General features: G+C 61.5%; 18 protein-coding genes. 4 read left to right on the top strand and 14 right to left on the bottom strand.

Features of this window, described 5'->3' with window-relative positions:
• Window positions 1–3: 3 nt before the first annotated feature.
• The 12 genes from C6Y56_RS01140 to C6Y56_RS01195 all read right to left on the bottom strand — a co-directional run bounded on the left by C6Y56_RS01140 (window position 4) and on the right by C6Y56_RS01195 (window position 12,054).
• Window positions 4–630 (bottom strand): class I SAM-dependent methyltransferase, encoded by a 627-nt coding sequence (locus tag C6Y56_RS01140; RefSeq protein WP_169428376.1) that lies wholly within the window; start codon window positions 628–630, stop codon window positions 4–6.
• Window positions 631–678: 48 nt separating this feature from the next.
• On the bottom strand, window positions 679–1,323 hold the full coding sequence (locus tag C6Y56_RS01145) for a methionine ABC transporter permease (RefSeq protein WP_065261159.1): 645 nt from the start codon (window positions 1,321–1,323) through the stop codon (window positions 679–681).
• The gene (locus C6Y56_RS01150) at window positions 1,313–2,437 is read right to left on the bottom strand and encodes a methionine ABC transporter ATP-binding protein (RefSeq protein WP_169428377.1); all 1,125 of its coding nucleotides are present in this window, start codon (window positions 2,435–2,437) and stop codon (window positions 1,313–1,315) included. The genes C6Y56_RS01145 and C6Y56_RS01150 overlap by 11 nt, the downstream gene beginning before the upstream one ends.
• Window positions 2,438–2,439: 2 nt before the next feature.
• Entirely contained in the window at window positions 2,440–3,249 is an 810-nt protein-coding gene (locus C6Y56_RS01155; RefSeq protein WP_169428378.1) for a MetQ/NlpA family ABC transporter substrate-binding protein, read from the bottom strand.
• 13 nt (window positions 3,250–3,262) lie between these two features.
• On the bottom strand, window positions 3,263–4,627 hold the full coding sequence (locus C6Y56_RS01160) for an LLM class flavin-dependent oxidoreductase (RefSeq protein ID WP_169428379.1): 1,365 nt from the start codon (window positions 4,625–4,627) through the stop codon (window positions 3,263–3,265).
• Complete coding sequence (locus C6Y56_RS01165; protein WP_169428380.1) at window positions 4,627–5,820, bottom strand: SfnB family sulfur acquisition oxidoreductase; 1,194 nt, start codon at window positions 5,818–5,820, stop codon at window positions 4,627–4,629. Before C6Y56_RS01165 ends, C6Y56_RS01160 begins: the two co-directional genes overlap by 1 nt.
• A 24-nt stretch (window positions 5,821–5,844) precedes the next feature.
• Window positions 5,845–7,086, bottom strand: coding sequence for an SfnB family sulfur acquisition oxidoreductase (locus C6Y56_RS01170; RefSeq protein ID WP_169428381.1), 1,242 nt, complete (start codon window positions 7,084–7,086; stop codon window positions 5,845–5,847).
• Window positions 7,087–7,295: 209 nt separating this feature from the next.
• Entirely contained in the window at window positions 7,296–8,060 is a 765-nt protein-coding gene (locus tag C6Y56_RS01175) for a hypothetical protein (protein WP_169428382.1), read from the bottom strand.
• A 472-nt stretch (window positions 8,061–8,532) separates the two neighbouring features.
• A complete protein-coding gene (tcyN, locus tag C6Y56_RS01180) occupies window positions 8,533–9,282 on the bottom strand; it encodes an L-cystine ABC transporter ATP-binding protein TcyN (protein WP_169428383.1) in 750 nt (249 codons plus the stop codon).
• 4 nt (window positions 9,283–9,286) lie between these two features.
• Window positions 9,287–9,952 carry a cystine ABC transporter permease gene (gene tcyL / locus C6Y56_RS01185; RefSeq protein WP_169428384.1) on the bottom strand — a complete coding sequence of 222 codons (666 nt, stop codon included), beginning with the start codon at window positions 9,950–9,952 and terminating at the stop codon, window positions 9,287–9,289.
• Window positions 9,952–10,752: a cystine ABC transporter substrate-binding protein gene (gene tcyJ / locus C6Y56_RS01190; protein ID WP_169428385.1), complete on the bottom strand. Its 801-nt coding sequence runs from the start codon at window positions 10,750–10,752 to the stop codon at window positions 9,952–9,954. Before tcyJ ends, tcyL begins: the two co-directional genes overlap by 1 nt.
• 297 nt (window positions 10,753–11,049) lie before the next feature.
• Window positions 11,050–12,054 (bottom strand): D-cysteine desulfhydrase, encoded by a 1,005-nt coding sequence (locus C6Y56_RS01195; protein ID WP_169428386.1) that lies wholly within the window; start codon window positions 12,052–12,054, stop codon window positions 11,050–11,052.
• 191 nt (window positions 12,055–12,245) lie between these two features.
• Here C6Y56_RS01195 and epsC point away from each other — a divergent pair, with 191 nt between their 5' ends.
• Together epsC and betT are read left to right on the top strand one after the other, a co-directional pair.
• Window positions 12,246–13,172: a serine O-acetyltransferase EpsC gene (gene epsC / locus C6Y56_RS01200; protein ID WP_169428387.1), complete on the top strand. Its 927-nt coding sequence runs from the start codon at window positions 12,246–12,248 to the stop codon at window positions 13,170–13,172.
• A 288-nt stretch (window positions 13,173–13,460) separates the two neighbouring features.
• Window positions 13,461–15,422, top strand: a complete 1,962-nt coding sequence (gene betT / locus C6Y56_RS01205; protein ID WP_169432581.1) for a choline transporter BetT — start codon at window positions 13,461–13,463, stop codon at window positions 15,420–15,422.
• Window positions 15,423–15,446: 24 nt separating this feature from the next.
• Here betT and C6Y56_RS01210 read toward each other — a convergent pair whose 3' ends face one another.
• Window positions 15,447–15,707, bottom strand: a complete 261-nt coding sequence (locus C6Y56_RS01210; protein ID WP_169428388.1) for a hypothetical protein — start codon at window positions 15,705–15,707, stop codon at window positions 15,447–15,449.
• A 64-nt stretch (window positions 15,708–15,771) separates the two neighbouring features.
• A complete protein-coding gene (locus C6Y56_RS01215; protein ID WP_169428389.1) occupies window positions 15,772–16,809 on the bottom strand; it encodes a LacI family DNA-binding transcriptional regulator in 1,038 nt (345 codons plus the stop codon).
• Window positions 16,810–17,015: 206 nt separating this feature from the next.
• Between C6Y56_RS01215 and C6Y56_RS01220 the strand changes: the two genes are divergently transcribed.
• The gene (locus C6Y56_RS01220) at window positions 17,016–19,241 is read left to right on the top strand and encodes a TonB-dependent receptor (protein WP_169428390.1); all 2,226 of its coding nucleotides are present in this window, start codon (window positions 17,016–17,018) and stop codon (window positions 19,239–19,241) included.
• 1 nt (window position 19,242) lies between these two features.
• A complete protein-coding gene (locus C6Y56_RS01225; protein ID WP_169428391.1) occupies window positions 19,243–20,562 on the top strand; it encodes an LLM class flavin-dependent oxidoreductase in 1,320 nt (439 codons plus the stop codon).
• The last annotated feature ends 33 nt before the right edge of the window (window positions 20,563–20,595 follow it).

Here is a 20,595-nt window from a genome sequence, read left to right on the forward strand (position 1 = left end):
GTCTCAGATCTTGCGCCAGACACTCGCCAGCCAAGGCTGTTGCTCACGCGGCAGCCCCGTCGGCCGGTAGTAATGCTCCAGCTCGACGAACCCGGCAGCGGTCAACAATCCGCGCCAGGCTTCAAGATCGTGATACGAGCCGTAACGCGGCCCGTTCCAGCCTTCACGGTTATCCCCGCGCGGGTTGGAACTGAACAGCACGCCGCCCGGTTTCAATGTCCCGTGCAACTGCTTCAAGACTCGTGGCAATTCCTGCAACGGCACATGAAACAGCACCGCATTGGCGAAGATGCCGTCGAAGCGTTCTGGCGGCAGATCCAGCTTCAGGAAATCCTGGCACCACACTTCACAGCCACTGTCCTCCCGAGCCATCTGCGCGAATTTTTCCGCACCGTCGAGGCCGACGGCTATGTGACCCATCCGTGTGAAAGTCTGCAAATCCCGACCCGGTCCGCAGCCGAAATCGAGGATGGAAAACGGCGCGTCACCCTGGATGTGGCGCAGCAGGGCGTCGATGTTCTGGCTGACATCGTGATCGCGGGTGCCTTCACGAAAGTCCTCGGCCACTGAGTTGTAGTGGCCGAGGGTGGTGGAGGTGATCTGTTCCAGATCGGTGGGGGTCTGTTTCATGGTCGGGCTGCGCTGGCAATGGATGTTGCCGACTATACGCCATGCAGTTCAGCGCTTGTTCAACCCACGCGCCAGACGATCGCCGCCCAGCTGAATCACCGCCACCAGCGCCACCAGCAGCACGATCACGGTCAGCATGATCTGACTGTCGAAACGTTGATAACCATAGCGATAGGCGATGTCACCCAGTCCGCCGGCGCCAATCGCTCCAGCCATCGCCGAGGAGTTGATCATCGTCACCAGCGTAATGGTGAACCCGCCAACGATGCCCGGCAGCGCTTCGGGCAACAGCACGTGCCAGACGATATGCCAGCGTCGGCAGCCCATGGCTTGCGCGGCTTCGATCAAACCGTGGTCCACCTCGCGCAGGCTCACTTCGGCGATCCGCGCAAAAAACGGCGTGGCCGCGATGGTCAGCGGCACAACGGCGGCCCATACGCCGTAGGTGGTGCCGACGATCAGCCGGGTGAACGGGATCAGCGCGACCATCAGGATCAGGAACGGAATCGAGCGAAACAGGTTCACGAATGCACCCAGAGCGCGGTTCAGAACTGGCGCTTCATAGATCCCGCCCTTGTCGCTGGTGACCAGAATCACCGCCATCGGAATCCCGGCGAGCAACGCGATCAGCGACGACACGCCGACCATCAGAAACGTATCGATGAAACCCTGCAGCAAGCGATCAAACCACATAGCCCAGCACCTCCGTGCGTTGCGCCCATTGGCCGGCACGCTGACGCAATTCCTCGGCGTTCAGCTTTGATCCCGCCACTGCCAGCAACAGTTGCCCTAGCGCGTGGCCCTGAATCCGTTCCACACCGCCCTGGAGCAATTTCACCCGGCCACCAAGCGCGGCGAACAGCGCGGCCAGATCCGGTTCATCCTGCTGGCGGCCGGTGAACTGCAAACGCAGCACCACGGCCGCATCGGACGACGACGGTTGCGCCTGCAAACGGCTTTGCAACTCTTCGGGCAAGGCGTGTTGCAACGGCGCGAGCAAGGTCTGGCTGACCTCGTGTTGCGGGTTGCCGAACACTTCCCAGACCGGGCCTTGTTCGACGATGCGGCCATGTTCCAGCACGACGACGCGGTCGCAGATTTCCCGGATCACCGCCATCTCGTGAGTGATCAGCACGATGGTCAGGCCCAGGCGTTTGTTGATCTCGCGCAGCAGGCCGAGGATCGACTGGGTGGTTTCCGGATCCAGCGCCGAAGTGGCTTCGTCACACAGCAGAATGTCCGGGTCATGCACCAGCGCGCGGGCGATGCCGACACGCTGTTTCTGCCCGCCGGACAGCTGCGCCGGATAGGCCTTGTGCTTGGCTTGCAGGCCCACCAGCTCCAGCAGTTCGCGAACCTTTTTCTCCCGTTGCTCCTTCGGGACACCGGCGACTTTCAGCGGCAGCTCGACGTTCTGCCACACCGTTTTTGCCGACATCAGATTGAAGTGCTGGAAGATCATGCCGATCCGCCGGCGCAGGGCTACGAGGCGATCCTCGTCGTACTCGCCGATGTCCACCTGATCGATCAGCACCCGACCCGAGGTCGGTTGTTCGAGGCGGTTGATGGTGCGGATCAGCGACGACTTGCCGGCGCCGCTGCGGCCGATGATGCCGAACACTTCACCGCGCTGGATCGCCAGGTCGATGCCTTGCAGGGCTGCGACCGGGCCTTGCTTGCCGTCATAGGTTTTGCCGAGCCCGACGAAACGCACATGGGCGCGGTTCAGCTCGGGATGCAGTTCGGTGCGCTCTGCGAGCGCGGGTGGCTCTGGAAGATCCAGTCGCCGTTGAATGGCTGCGGTCATCCTCAGCTTTCCCAACCGGCCTGGTACAGCTTGCCATGGGCCTTGTCCAGCGCGGCGCGAACGGCCGGCGAATGCTGGTAGATGTCGACGAACTTGATCAGGCGCGGATCGGTTTTGCTTTTGGGCTGGATCACGAACTGGATCACGTATTCCTTGTGGTCGAGGCCGTCGAACAGCAGCGCGGAACCTGCGTCGAAGGTCTTCGCCAATCGGATGTAGGCCGGGTAGCCCTGGACCAGATCAGCGTCATCGTAGGCGCGCACCAGTTGCACGGCTTCGACCTGGAGGATCTTGATCTTCTTCGGGTTGGCGACGATATCGTCTTCGGTGGCCTTGTAGCCGACGCCCGGTTTCAACGTGATCAGACCGGCCTTGGCCAGCAGTTGCAGGCCGCGTCCGCTGTTGATCGGGTCGTTGGCGATGGCGACGCTGGCGCCCTCAGGCAACTCATCGAAGCTTTTGTATTTCTTCGAGTACAGGCCGACGTTGTTGATGATCCCCGGGGCAAACGGCACCAGGTCAAAACCGGAAGCAGCCTTGGCGTTTTCCAGGAACGGGATGTGCTGGAAGTAGTTCACGTCGATGTCACCGGCGGCGAGGCTGACGTTGGGCGCGATCCAGTCGGTGAACTCCACCAGTTCGACTTTCAGGCCTTGTTTGGAGGCTTCTTCGACGGCAGCTTCCAACGGAATCGCGAAGGCGGCGGTGGTGCCGATTTTCAACGGCGCGTCGGCGGCGAAAATGGCCGAGCTGAACAGGCCGAAGGCCAGGGCCAGTGCTTTGACTGGGTGGGACAGGAGCTTCTTGGTCATGGTGGTTTTCCAGTCAGTGCGAGGAGGTGTGTCGGTAGTGGGCGCCCGTGTGTTGCTGCGGCAAGTGCGCTTCGCCGTGAAACAGTTTTTCCCGCAGGCTGCCGGTGTCGTACGCGGTCTTGTACGAGCCGCGCCGTTGCAGTTCCGGAATCACCAGATCGATGAAATCCACATAGCTTTCCGGGGTGACGATGCGGGTCAGGTTGAAGCCGTCGAGACCGGTTTCGGCGATCCACGATTCCAGCTCATCCGCCACTTGCTGCGGGGAGCCGACCACGGTGATGTAGCGCCCGCCCAGAGCGTGCTGGTCGAGTAACTTGCGGCGGGTCCAGTCGTTGTTCTGCAAGTTCTTGGTGGCGGACTGGATCGCGTTGCTCTTCACGTACTGGATCGGCTCGTCGATTTCGTACTGGGAAAAATCGATCCCGGTGGAGGCCGAAAAATGCGCCACGCCCGCTTCGGCGCTGGCGTAGCTCAGGTATTCGGCGTGCTTGGCCCAGGCCGCTTCCTCGGTCTCGCCGACGATCACGTTGAGGCCCATGAACACCTTGATGTCCTCGGGATTGCGCCCGGCTTCGACGGCGCTGGCACGGACCTTGTCCACCTGCACTTTGGTCGACGGTTTGTTCTGGCCACTGATGAACACGCACTCGGCATGGCGTCCGGCGAACAGCAGACCCCGATCCGAACTGCCGGCCTGGAACAGCACCGGCGTGCGCTGCGGCGACGGCTCGCACAGGTGATAACCCTCGACCTGATAGAACTCGCCCTTGTGCTCGACCTTGTGCACCTTGTCCGGCTGCGCGTAGATCCGTTGCTGCGGATCGTTGAGCACCGCACCGTTTTCCCAGCTGCCTTCCCAGAGTTTGTAGAGCACTTCGAGGTACTCGTCGGCCTGGTCGTAACGCCGGTCATGCTCGACCTGCTCACTCAGGCCCATGGCCTTGGCGGCGCTGTCCAGATAGCCGGTGACGATGTTCCAGCCCACCCGCCCACGGCTCAGGTGGTCGAGGGTCGACATGCGTCGGGCGAACAGATACGGCGGCTCGTAGGTGAGGTTGGCGGTCAGGCCGAAGCCGAGGTTTTTGGTCACCGCGGACATCGCCGATACCAGCAGCAACGGATCGTTGACCGGCAGCTGGATCGACTCTTTCAACGTGACGTCAACCGAGTTCTGGTAGACGTCGTACACGCCGACGATGTCGGCGATGAACAGCCCATCGAACAGCCCGCGCTCCAGCAATTGCGCCAGTTCGGTCCAGTACTCGATGGTCTTGTATCGGGTCGAGGTGTCGCGGGGATGCGTCCACAACCCGTGGTTGATGTGGCCGATGCAGTTCATGTTGAACGCATTGAGCAGGATCTTTTTCTTGCTCATCAGATGGTCCCTCGCAGCGGAGGGTTTTCATCGTTGAGGTAGTAATTGCCCACCGCGTGATACTTCCAGCGTACTGGATCGTGCAGGGTGTGCACCCGGGCGTTGCGCCAGTGACGGTCGAGGCCGTGCTCGATCAGGGTGGCCTGGCTGCCGGCCAGTTCGAACAACGTGCTGCCGGCGGCCAGGGAGATTTCAGTGCTGATCGCCCGCGCTTCGGCGACGGCAATCGAGGCTGCTGCAACCGTCTCGGCGTTGGTCTCGGCCTGGGCCGCGTCGAGGAATTCGCCGGCGCGTTCGAGAAGGGCTTCGGTGGCGTGCAGGCGGATACTCAGGTGGCCGAAGCTTTTGAGTGTCAGCGGGTCTTCGGTGGCCTTGTCATTCCCCGAATCGATCCATGGACGGGTCTTGCTGCGTACGAAGTGCAGCGCATCTTCGAAGGCGGCGCGGGCGATGCCGGTGTCGATGGCGGCGTGGAGGATCTGCGCCAGCGGGCCGACCGGGGTCGGGCGTTCGAAAGCACTCTGGAACGGGATGACATCTTCGGCGGCGACATACACGTCTTCGAACACCACCGAGCCGCTGCCGGTGGTGCGCTGACCGAAGCCGCTCCAGTCGTCGATCACGGTCAGGCCTTTGCTGTCACGCGGGACGAAGGCCAGTTGCTGCACGCCGTTTTCATCGACCACGGACGTTGGAATCCGTTGGGCGTAAATGGCACCGGTTGCATAGAACTTGCGGCCGTTGATGCGATAGCCGCTGCCGTCGCGTTTGAGGCTGGTGACACGGTCGTGGGCGGTCCTGGTGCCCAGTTCCGCCAGAGCATTGCCGAAGCGCTGACCAGCGAGGACTTCAGCGTAGAGACGTTGTTTCTGCTCGTGGCTGCCGTTTACCCGGAGCACTTCGAGGGCATAGAAATGGTTCTGTGGAATCTGCCCGAGCGAGCCATCGGCCCGGGCGATCAGGGCGATGACTTTGGCCAGCGTCACGTTGGACACGCCGGCGCCGCCGTACTCCTTGGGCACGCTGATGCCCCACAGGCCGGAGCGGGAAAACACGTCGAGTTCCGGCAGCGGCAGGCGTCGTTCGCGGTCGCGCAGGTTGCTGTCGCGCTGGAAGTCTTCGGCCAGGTCACTGGCCACGATCAGGGCTTGCTCGTCGCTGGTGATGACCGCGACGGGATGGGAAAAGGTCATAGGTTTTCTCCAGATGTCTGGTCGTCAGATCCAGGAATGGCGAGCCGGCAACTTGCCGTTGAGGCGCCAGGCGCCGACCGCGTGGTACTTCCAGCGCACCGGGTCGTGCAGGGTGTGCACCCGGGCGTTGCGCCAGTGACGGTCGAGGTTGAATTCGGCGAGGGTGGCGCGGCTGCCGGCCAGTTCGAAAAGCTTTTCGCTGGCCAGCAGCGAGATCTCGGTGGTCAGCACCTTGGCTTCGGCGACGGCAATCGACGCGCGGGCGGCGGATTCGGCGGTGAGTGGTGCGGCGTGCACCTGATCCAGCACTTGCCCGGCCTTGCGCAGCAGCGCCTCGGCGGCGTGCAGTTCGATTTTCAGTTTGCCGATGTCGGCGATCACGTAGAGATCGTCGCTGGCGCGTTCGACCTTGGCATCGATCCACGGCCGGGCGCGGGTCTTGACGAATTCGATGGCGTCATCGATGGCGCCGCGGGCGATGCCGGCGTCGATGGCCGCTTGAATCAGCTGCGACACCGCGCCTTGGGTATTGGGCTTTTCGTTGATCTTCCAGTTGTCCACCACAAGGCCAGCGTCGACTCGCACGTTGTGCAGCAGGATCGTTCCGCTGGCGGTGGTGCGCTGGCCGAAACCGGACCAGTCATCGACGATGCGCAGACCCGGTGTGCCACGGCGGACGAAGGCCAGCACTTGCTTGCCGTCATCGTTGAGTGCCTTGACCGCGACCCAGTGGGCGAACAGTGCGCCGGTGGAATAGAACTTCTGGCCGTTGATCACGTAGTCATCACCATCGGCGGTGATGCGCGCTTTCAGTTCCAGGGTGTCCTTGGTGCCGCGTTCCGGCCCGGCGTTACCGATGCGCCAGCCTTCGAGCACACTCTGCAACAGCTGCTGTTTCTGCGCTTCTGTGGCGCTGCCGAGGATCAGGTTGATGATGCCGAACTGGTTCTGCGGGATCTGCCCCAGTGCCGGGTCGGCCGCGGAAATGATCGCGAACACCTCGGCCAGGGTGACGAAGGAAACCTGCGGCCCGCCGTACTCGCGCGGGATGGCAATACTGCCCAGGCCGCTGCGGGTGAATTGCTCGATTTCTGCCCACGGCAGCTTGCGCTGACGGTCGCGTTTGGCGGCCTGCACGCGGGCGACTTGCGCCAGTTCATGTGCAGCCTGGATGGCTTGAGCGTCGTTGCGCAGCACTTGTGCGGGCAACAACAACGGGGCGATGTCCAGATCACTCTGGACGTTTGCGTCTGCCAGACTGGACATCAGTGCCACTCCTTGGCTGCACGCAATGCCCTGGCGATCCGCACTGGGGTGATTGGGTTCCGGACCATGTTACCTACCTCACATCTCATGAAAAACGCCGCAAAAGTGCGGCGAACGAAAGAATGTCCGGTGGTCCGGTTCATATACCCTAAGCGCGTATAAAATTTAAATAAACTAACTTTTAGGAATATGCATAGAAGATCGAAAGCTCACTCGACTTTGCGCTCCGCGGCCATGGGAATTTGCCTCAAGGGCACTTTCAGATAAGGATTCACGCAGCCAATCTTCAGGGTGCGTGGCGGCGCCCAGCGCGAGTTGTTGCCCACTCGATCAATGACGCAGTAAGTCACATCCAGTCGCAGGTCTTCGCCCGCTTCAACGATGATTGCCGGCGGCACCCAGACCTGGATTCCCTGGCCGACATCGGCTTGCGTGACAGGGGGCAGATCCATCCGCGCATCACCCCAGCGCAGAGTGATTTCGTCGCCTTCGGCCATGTTCAGGTAAGGCTCGATGGTCAGAGGGACGCCGCGCTTGATCTGACTCGGGTTGACCCCGCGCCGGCGGATGACGTCTGGAAGGCTGACCGGCAGCAGATACTGATTTTCTTCCTCGCATCCCGGCGCAGGTTGCCCGCCCGGGCAGTCGAGCTTGACCTCAAACCGGGCGCTGGGCGACAAGGTCGGGTTTCTTCCGACCTGCATGACCCGGTAATGCACGCAGGGTGAACCGTTGACAATGAAGCTCTCGGGTACCCGCAGGCAAATTGTGCTTCCGACATCCCCGGCATTCAGCACGCGGGAAGCGACGTAGCAGCCATCCCAGAACAGCTCGATCAAGTCGCCGCTGTCCATCTCGTCATACGGTTCGATTTCGAGCGACAGGTTGGCGGCCGCCATGAGGTTGATTCCGGTGCCATGGGTTTGCTCCAGGGCCGGCGGTGCCAATTTCGGGATGATTGAAATGCAGGTCATCGGTTTCTCTCCTTGAAGTCTTGCAGCGAAGTCCGTTTTCGAAAGAACGAATGGCGTGTATTACCCGGCAATAAAACTTTGGAGTCTCGTACAAGTTATAAAGGAACTTGTTGAACTAGCGTTTGCCGGTTGATGACTAGATAAGAGTTCGCCGGAAGAGGTGTCAAGCGAGCGGATTAGTTAATCCGTGAATTACCAGTTAATCAGAAACGTCCTACGTTGTTATAGCAATAGGACTAGGCGTGACAAGGAACCTGGCTACAGGTTTTGGCGGTTTTCAGCGTGTTTCGTCGGGTGCTCTTGTGAAGCGAGGAATCAACGAGCGACGAATTTTACGCACGGTGAAGTTGTTGCAGGACATATATATTTGCTGTCGTCGCAGGAGGGGGTTGTTTATGTTTTGAGGGGATTTGCATGTCTGGCGAAATATCACTTCCATCCGTGGAAGTGAGCGGTTTGCACTTTTCAGTGCTCAGCCGTTGTTGCGGAACTTGCTGAGAAACTGTCGCGTGCGTTCTTCTTTCGGATTGGCAAACAACGCCTTGGCTTCGCCTTGCTCGACGATCACGCCTTTATCGAAAAACACCACGCGGTTGGCCACGTCACGGGCAAATGCCATTTCGTGGGTGACGATAACCATGGTGCGTTTTTCTTCGGCCAGACCGCGAATGGTCGCCAATACTTCGCCCACCAACTCGGGGTCGAGGGCCGAAGTCGGTTCGTCGAACAGGATCACTTCCGGTTCCATCGCCAGCGCCCGGGCAATCGCCACGCGCTGTTGCTGGCCGCCGGACAGGCGCCGTGGGTAGGCGTCTTCCTTGCCCGCCAGGCCGACCTTGGCCAGCAGCTTCTTGCCCAGGGCAATGGCTTCGTCGCGAGGCGTCTTCTTGACCACGATCGGGCCTTCGATGACGTTTTCCAGGGCGGTGCGGTGGGGGAACAGGTTGAAGTTCTGGAACACAAAACCCACATGCTGGCGCAGGTTGCGCACCAAGCTTTGCTGCTGGTTCAGCGGGCGGCTGGTATCGATCTCGATCTCGCCGACCTTGATCCGGCCGCTGGTGGGTTCCTCAAGGAAGTTCAGGCAGCGCAGGAACGTGGTCTTGCCCGAGCCGCTGGGCCCGATGATTGCCACGACCTCGCCTTCTTTCACTTCCAGATCAATGCCGTTGAGCACGACTTGACCCTTGAACTGCTTCGTCAGTTTTTCCACGACAATCATGGGGTCAGGACTCCTGGTCGTGCCGATTGACCCGCGCTTCCAGCTTGTTCTGGAAGTGCGACAGCACCGTGGCCAGAATCCAGTAGATCAGCGCGGCGGCAAGATACATGGTGAAGACTTCGAAAGTCCGGGCGGTAATCAGCTGCGCCTGACGGAACAGCTCCGGCACCTGAATGGTGGCGGCCAGTGCGGTGTCCTTGACCAGTGAAATGAAGCTGTTGCCCAGCGGCGGCAACGCCGTGCGCATGGCCTGCGGCAGGATGGCCCGGCGCAGGGTCTGCGCGCGGGTCATGCCGATGCTCGCAGCGGCTTCCCACTGGCCGCGTTCGATCGAACCGATCGCGGCACGCAGGATTTCACAGGCGTAGGCGGCCATGTTCAGCGAGAAGCCGATCAGCGCCGCCGGCAGCGGGTCGAGTTCCATGCCCAATTGCGGCAAGCCGTAATAGATCACGAACAGTTGCACCAGCAACGGCGTGCCGCGAAAGAACGACACGTAGATGCGGGCCAGCCAGCTGACCGACTTGAAGCGCGACAGGCGCATCAACGCCAGGCCAAAGCCCAGCAGCAGGCCGAAGAACATGCCGCCCAGGCTAAGGATTACCGTGTAGTACGCGCCCTTCAACAGGAAGGGCGCGGAGTCCAGTGCGAGTTGGAAAGCTTCTTCCATTATTGGGTGACGTCAGCGTTGAAGTATTTCGTGGACAGCTTCTCAAGGGTGCCGTCGGCGCGCAGTTCGTCGAGGGCCTTGTTCACGGCAGCCAGCAGTTCAGGCTCGCCTTTGCGCAGGGCAATACCGGCTTCCTGACGCGAGAAGGCTTCACCGGCAGCCACGGTTTTCGGCGCTTTCTTGGCGTATTCCAGCGCAGCGAGACGGTCGATCAGAATTGCGTCGGTACGGCCGTTGTTCAGGTCGGCGAACTTGGTCGGATCATCGTCGTAGGTGCGAACGTCGGCACCCGGCACGTTGGCGCGGACCCACTGTTCGTAGTTGGTGCCCAGACCCACGCCGACTTTCTTGCCGGACAGGTCGGCCGCGGATTTGATGTTCAGCGCGGCTGCCTTGTCTTTCAGCACCAGCGCCTGAATCCCGGACACGGTGTACGGTTCGGAGAAGTCATACTTCTTCTTGCGCTCGTCGGAGATGGTCACCTGATTGACCACGACGTCCAGACGCTTGGATTCCAGGGCTGCGAGGATGCCGTCCCATTTGGTCGGCTGGATCTTGGCCTTGACGCCCAGCTTCTTGGCCAGGGCTTCGGACAGTTCGACTTCGAAACCCGACAGCTTGCCGTCGGCATCGACGAAGCTGAACGGTGGGTAAGTGCCTTCCAGGCCGACGTTGATAACGCCTTTTTCCTTGATCTGTTGCAGTTGCTCACCGGCAACGGCGCTGCTGATCAGGCCGGCGCTCAGTGCCAGGCCCAGCGAACCTACCAGCAGATTTCGACGTAGTGCGGAAAAAATCATGACAAGCCCCTGTGTTTTCTTATGGAAGACGCTTAAGGAAAGTTGGCGAATCCGGGAATTGGACGACAGCGCTATCCTGCCTTAAAGCAGCTTATGCGTCTCTCGCGAAATTCGCCTGCGGCGAGACTATATGACGGTTTTTTTAGAATGGAAAATAATGAATTTTCTTTTTGTTATTCTTAAATTGAATATGTGTTTTTGAGATTCCGAACGTTCCCAAACGCTGCGTGGGAGCGTCCCGGGCTGCATTCCCACGCAGAGCGTGGGAACGAGCGCTGCAGTATGCGCGTCGACCTACTACAGAAAGTCCTTGTACGCGAACAACGCCGGGGCACCGCCGGTGTGCAGGAAGATGATCGGGCCGTCGTCGAAACGCCCGCGCCCGATGCCGTCGAGCAGCCCGGCCATGGCCTTGCCGGTGTAGACCGGATCCAGCAGCACCGCGTCCTGGCTGGCCAGCAGTTTCACCGCCGACAGTGTCCCGGCATTCGGCTCGCCGTAACGCGGGCCGAAATATTCGTCCCACAACTCGACCTTGAAACTCTCCGGCAGCGCCACGCCCAGCAGATCGGCGGTGCGTTCGGCCAGGCCTTGCACTTTCGGGCGCTGATCTTCTTCGCTGCGCGAAACCGTCACACCGATCACCGGCAGTTGCGGCAGCGCTTCGCTCAAGGCCAGGGCCAGGCCGCTGTGAGTGCCAGCGCTGCCCGAGGCCAGCACCACGGCAGAAAATTGCAGGCCGGTGTCCTTGATCTGTTCAGCCAGCTCCAGACCGGCGCGTACGTAACCCAGCGCGCCGAGGGCGTTGGAGCCACCGATCGGCACCAGATACGGCTTCTTGCCGTTGCTGCGCAGGCGCACGGCGAGGGCCGCCAGTTGCTCGTCGGCGTTGTCGAGGTTGTCGACCAGCTCGACCTTGGTGTCGAACAGATCCAGCAGCAGGCGGTTGCCGTTGCCGGTGTAATTGACGTCGTCGGTGCCCAGCGGGTTTTCCAGCAGGGCTACGCAGCCCAGACCCAGTTTTGCGGCCAGCGCAGCGGTCTGGCGAACGTGGTTCGACTGCAGTGCGCCGGCGGTGATCAGGGTGTCCGCGCCTTGGGCGAGGGCATCGGCGGCGAGGTATTCGAGCTTGCGCAGCTTGTTGCCGCCCATGGCCAGTGGCGTCAGGTCATCGCGTTTGATGTAGACATCGCGACCGAGCCAGGTGGACAGGCGCTCGAGCTTTTCCAGTGGGGTCGGTTGGCCGAGCAGGTCGAGGCGATTAAAGCGGTCCAGCTGTTGTTTGATCGGTTGTGTGGACATGGTTCCGTACTGATGCAAGGAGATGTCAGGACTATAGGCACGCCGATTTACCGGGGGCAACCGTCATTCGCTTATAGCCAAATGTGCTTAGGCCAGCACTATCGGTTCTTAATTCGCATCCGATGCGTTGCCGTAAAGTAGTGGCCGTTGACGCGGCCAGACAGTCCGGCCGCCCGTGAGGAGTCTTTACCGTGAGCGAGCGTTCCAGCCATTGGCAATTGCAGACCATCGTCAGCCAACTGCGTACCGCCCGGGATCAATGGCGTACGCAAAATGGCCGCGCCAGCGGCGAGCAGGGCGGACGCGAGCTGCCGTCCCGTGATGCGATGGCGCAGATTCTCGAAGCCTTGTGCGGCGCGTTGTTCCCGATGCGTCTGGGGCCGGTGGACCTGCGTGAAGAGAGCGAGGATTTTTACGTCGGCCACACCCTTGATGTCGCGTTGAATGCATTGCTGGCGCAAGCACGACTCGAACTGCGTTACGTCGCCCGTCACAGTGCCCGGGACGACAGCGAAGTCGAGACACAGGCCATCAGGATCATTCAGGATTTCGCTCTGGCGCTGCCAGGCCTGCGCAGCCTGCTCGACACCGATGTGCTGGCCGCGTATCACGGCGATCCGGCGGCGCGCAGCGTCGATGAAGTGCTGCTGTGCTATCCGGGGATTCTGGCGGTGATTCACCATCGCCTGGCGCACCATTTGTATCGTGCAGGCCTGCCCCTGCTGGCGCGGATCAGTTCGGAAATCGCCCACTCGGCAACCGGCATCGATATTCACCCTGGCGCGCAGATCGGCCGCAGCTTCTTCATCGACCACGGGACCGGAGTAGTGATCGGCGAGACCGCGATCATCGGCGAGCGCGTCAGGATTTATCAGGCGGTGACCCTCGGCGCCAAACGCTTCCCGGCGGACGAGGACGGTCAGTTGCAAAAGGGTCACCCACGCCATCCGATCGTCGAGGACGATGTGGTGATTTACGCCGGCGCGACGATTCTGGGGCGGATCACCATCGGCAAAGGCTCGACCATCGGCGGCAATGTGTGGCTGACCCGCAGCGTGCCGGCGGGGTGCAACCTGACCCAGGCCAACCTGCAGCATGATGACGGGACGCAGAAGTAACGCTTGCACCTGATCGTTCCTGCGCAACGCGGGAACGATCGCTCTCACTAAAGCGTCATACCCCCTCTTCAGCTAGCGTACGAAAGGTACCGCTGAGCCCTGCGATTAGTCCTGAGCGTGCTATCCATGTTTAACTTGAACGTTCATTCAAGTTAAACCGGTAGCTCGCTGCCCGCTCACAACAGGAGGCTTGCCTTTGCTGAGTCCGATCATTTCAGCCATTTTCCAACCCCTTGAGGTGCACCGTTCATGAGTGCATCGTCTACCCCCGCCAGCGGTCTGGTACGCATGAATCCGCCGGTGTTCTGGTTCGCCGCAACGGTGATTCTGCTCTTTGGCCTCGTTGTCATTGCCGTGCCGGAACAGGCCGGTGCCTGGCTTCTTGAAGCGCAAAACTGGGCGGCCAATACGGTCGGCTGGTACTACATGCTCGCGATGACCCTGTATCTGGTCTTCGTGGTGGTCACCGCGTTATCGGGCTACGGCAAGATCAAACTCGGTGCCGACCACGACGAACCCGAATTCAGTTACCTGTCCTGGGCCGGCATGCTGTTTGCCGCCGGGATCAGCATCACGCTGTTTTTCTTCTGTGTATCCGAACCGCTGACCCACATGCTCCAGCCGCCGCAAGGCGAGGCCGGCACGGCGGATGCGGCGCGTCAGGCGATGCAGATTCTGTTTCTGCACTGGGGCCTGCACGGCTGGGGCGTGTTCGCCTTTGTCGGCATGGCACTGGCGTATTTCGCTTATCGGCACAACCTGCCGCTGGCCCTGCGTTCGGCGCTGTATCCGCTGATCGGCAAGCGCATCAACGGGCCCATCGGCTACGCGGTCGATGGCTTCGGCATCATCGCCACGGTGTTCGGCCTCGGTGCGGACATGGGCTTCGGCGTGCTTCATCTCAACTCGGGTCTGGACTACCTGTTCGGCATCGCCCACACCCAGTGGATTCAGGTCGGCCTGATCACGCTGATGATGGGCGCGGCGATCATCGTCGCCGTTTCCGGCGTAGATAAGGGCGTGCGGGTCATGTCCGACATCAACATGCTGCTGGCCTGTGCGCTGCTGCTGTTCGTGTTGTTCGCCGGTCCTACCCAGCATTTGCTCAACACCCTGATCCAGAACCTCGGTGACTACCTCGGCGCGTTGCCGATGAAGAGTTTCGACCTCTACGCCTACGACAAACCAAGCGACTGGCTCGGCGGCTGGACGGTGTTCTACTGGGCCTGGTGGATTGCATGGTCGCCGTTCGTGGGCCTGTTCATCGCACGGATTTCCCGTGGCCGGACCATCCGCGAATTCGTCTTCGGCGTGCTGTTGATCCCGCTCGGTTTCACCCTGGCGTGGATGTCGATCTTCGGCAACAGCGCCATCGATCAGGTGCTCAATCACGGCATGTCGGCACTGGGCATGTCGGCCCTCGACAATCCGTCGATGACCCTTTACCTGCTGCTGGAAACCTACCCGTGGAGCAAGACCGTCATCGCGGTGACGGTGTTTATCAGCTTCGTGTTCTTCGTCACCTCCGCCGACTCCGGCACCGTGGTGCTCTCGACCCTGTCGGCCAAGGGCGGCAATCCGGATGAAGACGGGCCGAAATGGCTGCGGGTGTTCTGGGGTGCGATGACTGCACTGGTGACCAGCGCACTGCTGTTCTCCGGCAGCATCGATGCGCTGAAGTCGGCGGTGGTGCTGACCTCGTTGCCGTTCTCGCTGATTCTGCTGCTGATGATGTGGGGGCTGCACAAGGCGTTCTATCTGGAGTCGCAGAAGCAGATCGCGCAACTGCATTCGCTGGCCCCGGTGTCCGGCTCCCGGCGTGGCAAGGGTGGTTGGCGACAGCGCCTGAGTCAGGCTGTGCACTTCCCGTCGCGGGACGAGGTGTACCGCTTCATGGACACCACGGTGAAACCGGCCATCGAAGAAGTGACGGCGGTGTTTGTCGAAAAGGGGCTGAATGTCGTGACGCAACCCGATCCGGCCCACGACAGCGTCAGCCTGGAAATCGGTCACGGCGAGCTGCACCCGTTCATCTATCAGGTGCAGATGCGCGGCTACTTCACGCCGTCATTCGCCCGTGGCGGCATGGGTTCCAAGCAGCTCAATAATCGCCGCTACTACCGCGCCGAAGTGCATCTGAGCGAGGGCAGTCAGGACTACGATCTGGTCGGTTACACCAAAGAGCAGATCATCAACGACATCCTCGACCAGTACGAGCGGCACATGCAGTTCCTGCATCTGGTGCGTTGATCGGAGCAGGGCGCCGGGACGGTTTCAGGTCTCGGCGCTCAGCACCATGAACAACACCATCGCAGCGATCGGCACGCCAAACACGGCACTGCCAATCGCAATCTCCGCCCCCAGCGGCTGCCCGGCGTGCACCACGCCGACCGCGCCATTGATCACCGTCAACGCCAGCCACAACGCTGCGAAACCGTAGGCCATGGTCTGTCGACTGAAGCCGATGCGCTCGCCGATATAGAGCATCAGCGCCAGCAGGATCAGGCCGAAGAAGATGATGATTGCGGTGTGCATGGTCGCGCCTGTGGAATGTGCGGTGTTACCTAGAGCATAGCCAAACCGGCCCACGCCATACTTGTCAGGTACTTTCCCGCTCTATGACCGTGCACTGCAGCAGATTCAACCGCTGCACCTCATCGCTCGGCAACACGCCCAGGCTTTCCAGCACTCGCGTCGCTGCCAGTACGCCGATCTCCAGCGCCGGTGGTTTGATGGTGCTCAGGCTGGGCAGCAGCATCTCGGCGAACGGGTAGTCGCCGAAGCCGAGGACGGCGCAGTCTTCGGGGATTTTGAGGCCGGCGCGTTGTCCGGCGAGCAGGCCGCCGGCGGCGAGGTTGTCGTTGGCGAAGAGGATGGCGTCCGGGCGCGGTGAGGCGCTCATCAGCGCTTCCATCGCTTGCTTGCCGGCTTCGAACGGGGCGCGATCGGCGTCGGGTGCGAATACCCACGGTTCGAGGCCCAACTCGCGGACGGTCGCTGCGTAACCGTCGCGGCGCTCCAGTGCGCTGAAGTCGCCGGGTGCGCTGTTTTGCACAAACGCGATCCGCCGATAGCCCTTGCCGTGCAAATAACGAGCGGCGCTGACCCCCACCTCGAAGTGCGAAAAGCCGATTTGCATCGGCTCGCGATCCGGCTGGTAATCCCAGGTTTCGATCACCGGGATATCCGCTTCGGCGAGCATCTTTTCCGTGCCCGCACTGTGGAAGTGACTGGTGACCACCAGCGCCGCCGGCGACCAGCCGAGGAACGCCCGCACGGCGTTTTCTTCCTGTTCAGTGCTGAAGTAACTCGAGGCCAGCAACAGCTGATAGCCGTGACGGCTGAGGGTGTCGCTGAAACCCTGAATGGTGTTGGCGAAGATCGGCCCGGAGATGTTCGGAATCACCATGCCGACGATTTTCCCCCGTGCCGAGGCGAGGCCGCCGGCCACCAGATTCGGCACATAACCCAGCTCGGCGACCACCGCCGCGATCCGTTCGCGGCGTTCGGGCGAGACCTGTTCCGGCTGGTTGAAGTAGCGCGACACGGTGATTGCCGAAACACCGGCCTGGCGCGCCACAGCGTTGAGGGTCACGCGACCGGCGCCACGGCGCTTGCGGGGCTTTTCTTCGCTCAAGGCTCGATCCTTCTTAAAAACCAAAACGCATATAAAAGTAATTTTTCAGTATTGGACGGTCTATGTCCGGCTTGCCAATACTGGCGATGTTAGCGCTAACAAAGCGCATTGTCTGCTACTCGCTCGAGCGAATGCCCAAGACACCGAGACAGGCGCTGTCGTCGCAGAACGGCAGCGGTTCAGGGCAACTTTTCGAGCGGGCACACATGCACAACATTCCTGGGGCGACACACAAACTGGCGCAATCGATCCGCGCTGCGGGCTGGCTACTCACCGGGCTGGCCGCGCTGCCGCTGCCGGCCGCGTTCGCCGCCGACAGCACCGATCAGGAGCCGACACTCAAGTCCGTCACGGTCACCGCCACCCGCCGCGAAGAGTCGCTGCAAAAGGTCCCGGTGCCGGTGTCGGTGATCGACGGCGAGCAGCTGGAACGCGACAACCGCAACAGCGTGGCGAGCATCGTCCAGCAAGTGCCGTCGCTGAATTTCCGCACCGGCGCATCGAACAAGGACACTTCGTTGTTCGTGCGCGGCGTAGGGACGATTTCCACCTCGCCGGGCGTCGAGCCGACCGTGGCCACGGTGATTGATGGCGTGGTTTATGCGCGTCCCGGCCAATCCACTCTGGATTTGCTGGACCTGGAACGCGTCGAGATTCTGCGCGGCCCGCAAGGCACGCTGTTCGGCAAGAACGCCTCGGCCGGCGTGTTGAACATCACCAGCAAGGCGCCGACCGCCGAGACCCACGGCTACATCGATCAGTCGTACTACAGCGGCAATGAAAGCCGCACCCGTTTCGGCATTGGCGGGAGCCTGATTCCGGACACACTCAAGGGGTCGATCAGCACCCTTTTCGGCACTTACGACGGCAATGTCGACAACAAGCACAACGGCCAGGAGGTCAACGGCTACAACCATCGCGGCGTGCGCGGCAAACTGGAATTCACCCCGAACGACGACGTCACCTTCACCCTGATCGCCGACTACATGCAGTCCCACGATGACGGCCCCAATGGCGTCGTCACCAAATCGTTGACCCCGGCCTTCGCCAATGCGCTAAGCCCGGTCAGCGCCACTCGCCACAACCGCGACATCAACACCGACACTCGCTCCCACGTCGAGGACACCAACAAGGGCCTGTCCGGCCAGCTCGACTGGCAACTGGGCGATTACACCCTGACCTCGATCACCGCGTGGCGTGGCTGGGACAACACTCAGTATCAGGACGGCGACCGCCTCGGTACGGTGACGGCCGCTTTCCCCGGCACGGCGGACAAGGGTGATCTGGCCTTCGACCAGTACTCGCAGGAGCTGCGTCTGGCCTCGCCCAAAGGCGAGTTCCTCGAATACGTCGGCGGTCTGTTCTACATGCACGGCAAGGATGACGAGACCTATCAACGCACGCTGACCACCACCACACGAACTGATCGCGGCGTCGCCGATTACAGCACCACCAGCGACAGCTACGCGGTGTTCGGTGAGAGCACGTTGAATTTCACTTCGGACTTCCGTGGCATCGCCGGCCTGCGCTACACCCATGACGATCTGGAATACGATCACCGTCGCGTTTCCACTTCCGCCACCACCGTCAGCGGTATTCAACCGGCCACCCGCAGCTCCGGTTCGGTGGATGAAGATGGCTGGTCCGGTCGGCTCGGTTTGCAGTACGACCTGAGCGATGCCGTCACCACTTATCTGACCTACTCGCGCGGCTACAAAGGCCCGGCCTACAACGTGTTCTTCAACATGCAGCCACGCGACACCGAAGCGCTGAAACCGGAAACCTCCAACACCTGGGAGGCGGGGATCAAAGCCTCAAGCTGGAACAATCGCCTGACCACCAACCTCGCGGTTTTCCACAGCGACTACGACAACTACCAAGCGAACTTTTTCGACACCGTCGCCGGGCAAGTCGTAACGCGCCTGATCAACGCCGGCAGCGTCAGCACCGAAGGCGTGGAAATCGATTACGCCTTGCAAGCGACCCAGCAACTGAAGTTTTCCGGCGCACTGGCCTACACCCGCGCCCGCATCGACCAGTTCGCCTGCCCGGCGGGTGCGGCGGCGTCGTGCAACGTCAACGGCAAGCCGCTGCCGTTCAGCCCGGACTGGAAAAGCTACGTGCGCGCCGACTACACGATCCCGCTGGATAACGGCCTGGATATCGAACTCGGCACCGACTACAGCTGGCAGAGCGAAGTGCAGTACGACATCAGCCAGAACGCCGACACCAAGCAGGGCGCCTACGGCCTCTGGAACGCCAGCGTCGCCCTGGCCGATTACAACAACGGCTGGCGCGTGGCGCTGCTCGGCAAAAACCTTACCGACAAGTCCTACTCGCCGTTGCTCGCCAGCGGTGGCAACTACATCTACCGCGCCGTGCCTCGCGACGACGAGCGCTACTTCGGCGTGCAACTGCGCAAGGACTTCTGAGATGAGCAGACAGCTGAAACTCGGCGCGTTCCTCATGGCCACCGGGCACCACGTCGCCGCGTGGCGTCATCCGGATGTGCCGGCCAACGCCGGGCTGGATTTCGCCCATTACAAACGCCTGGCGCAGATTGCCGAGGCGGCGAAGTTCGACACCTTGTTCGTCGCCGATAGCGTCGCTGCGCCAACCCAGGACATCGCCAGCCGCATGGCCCGTTCGGATCACTTCGAACCGCTGACGTTGCTCTCGGCCTTGAGCGCGGTAACCGAACACATCGGCCTGATCGCCACCGCTACCACCAGTTACAACGAGCCGTACCACGTGGCGCGCAAGTTCGCTTCGCTCGATCACCTGTCGGGCGGGCGAGCGGGGTGGAATCTGGTGACCTCGGACAACGCCGCCGAAGCGCAGAATTTCGGCCGCGACGAACACATCGGCCACGCCGAACGCTACAGCCGCGCCCGGGAGTTTCATCAGGTGGTCACCGGGCTTTGGGACAGTTGGCAGGATGATGCCTTCCTTCGCGACAAGGCCAGCGGTGCGTATTACGACCCGGAAAAACTGCACGTTCTGGATCACGTCGGTGAGCACTTCCGGGTCAAAGGCCCGCTGAATGTCGCGCGCTCGCCACAGGGTCAGCCGGTGATCGTGCAGGCCGGCTCGTCGGAAACCGGACGTGAACTGGCAGCGCAGACAGCCGAAGTGGTATTCACCGCGCAGACCTCACTGGCCAGCGCCCAGGCGTTTTACGCCGACCTCAAGGGCCGCTTGCCGAAATACGGACGCAGCGCCGATTCACTGAAAATCATGCCCGGCGTGTTCGTCGTGGTCGGGCAGACGGACGCCGAAGCGCAGGAAAAATGTGAAACGTTTCAGCAATTGGTCGAACCCGAGGTGGGCGTCGCCCTGCTTGGGCGTATGCTGGGCAACTTCGATCTGTCGAAGTACCCGCTGGACGGGCCGCTGCCGGATTTGCCGCTGACTGAAAGCGGCCAGCAGAGCCGGCAGAAACTGCTGACCGAACTGGCCGGCCGGGAGCATCTGACCCTGGCCGAACTGGGTCGCAGAATCGCCGGCGGTCGCGGGCATTACAGCGTCGTCGGCACCCCGGCGCAGATTGCCGACCGCTTGCAGGAATGGTTCGAGCAAGGCGCGGCGGACGGTTTCAACGTGCTGGTGCCGCACCTGCCCGGCGGGCTCGAAGACTTCGCCAACGGCGTGGTCCCGGAACTGCAACGGCGTGGGCTGTTCAGAACCGAATACGAGGGCCGGACCTTGCGCCAGAACCTTGGCCTCGCCAGGCCCGGCAACAGATTTGCGTAGCAATCGACACCCGATTCAAGACCGACAAGAGAG

It is taken from the genome of Pseudomonas fluorescens (assembly GCF_012974785.1).
In the GTDB taxonomy this organism is placed as follows: Bacteria; Pseudomonadota; Gammaproteobacteria; order Pseudomonadales; family Pseudomonadaceae; genus Aquipseudomonas; species Aquipseudomonas fluorescens_BT.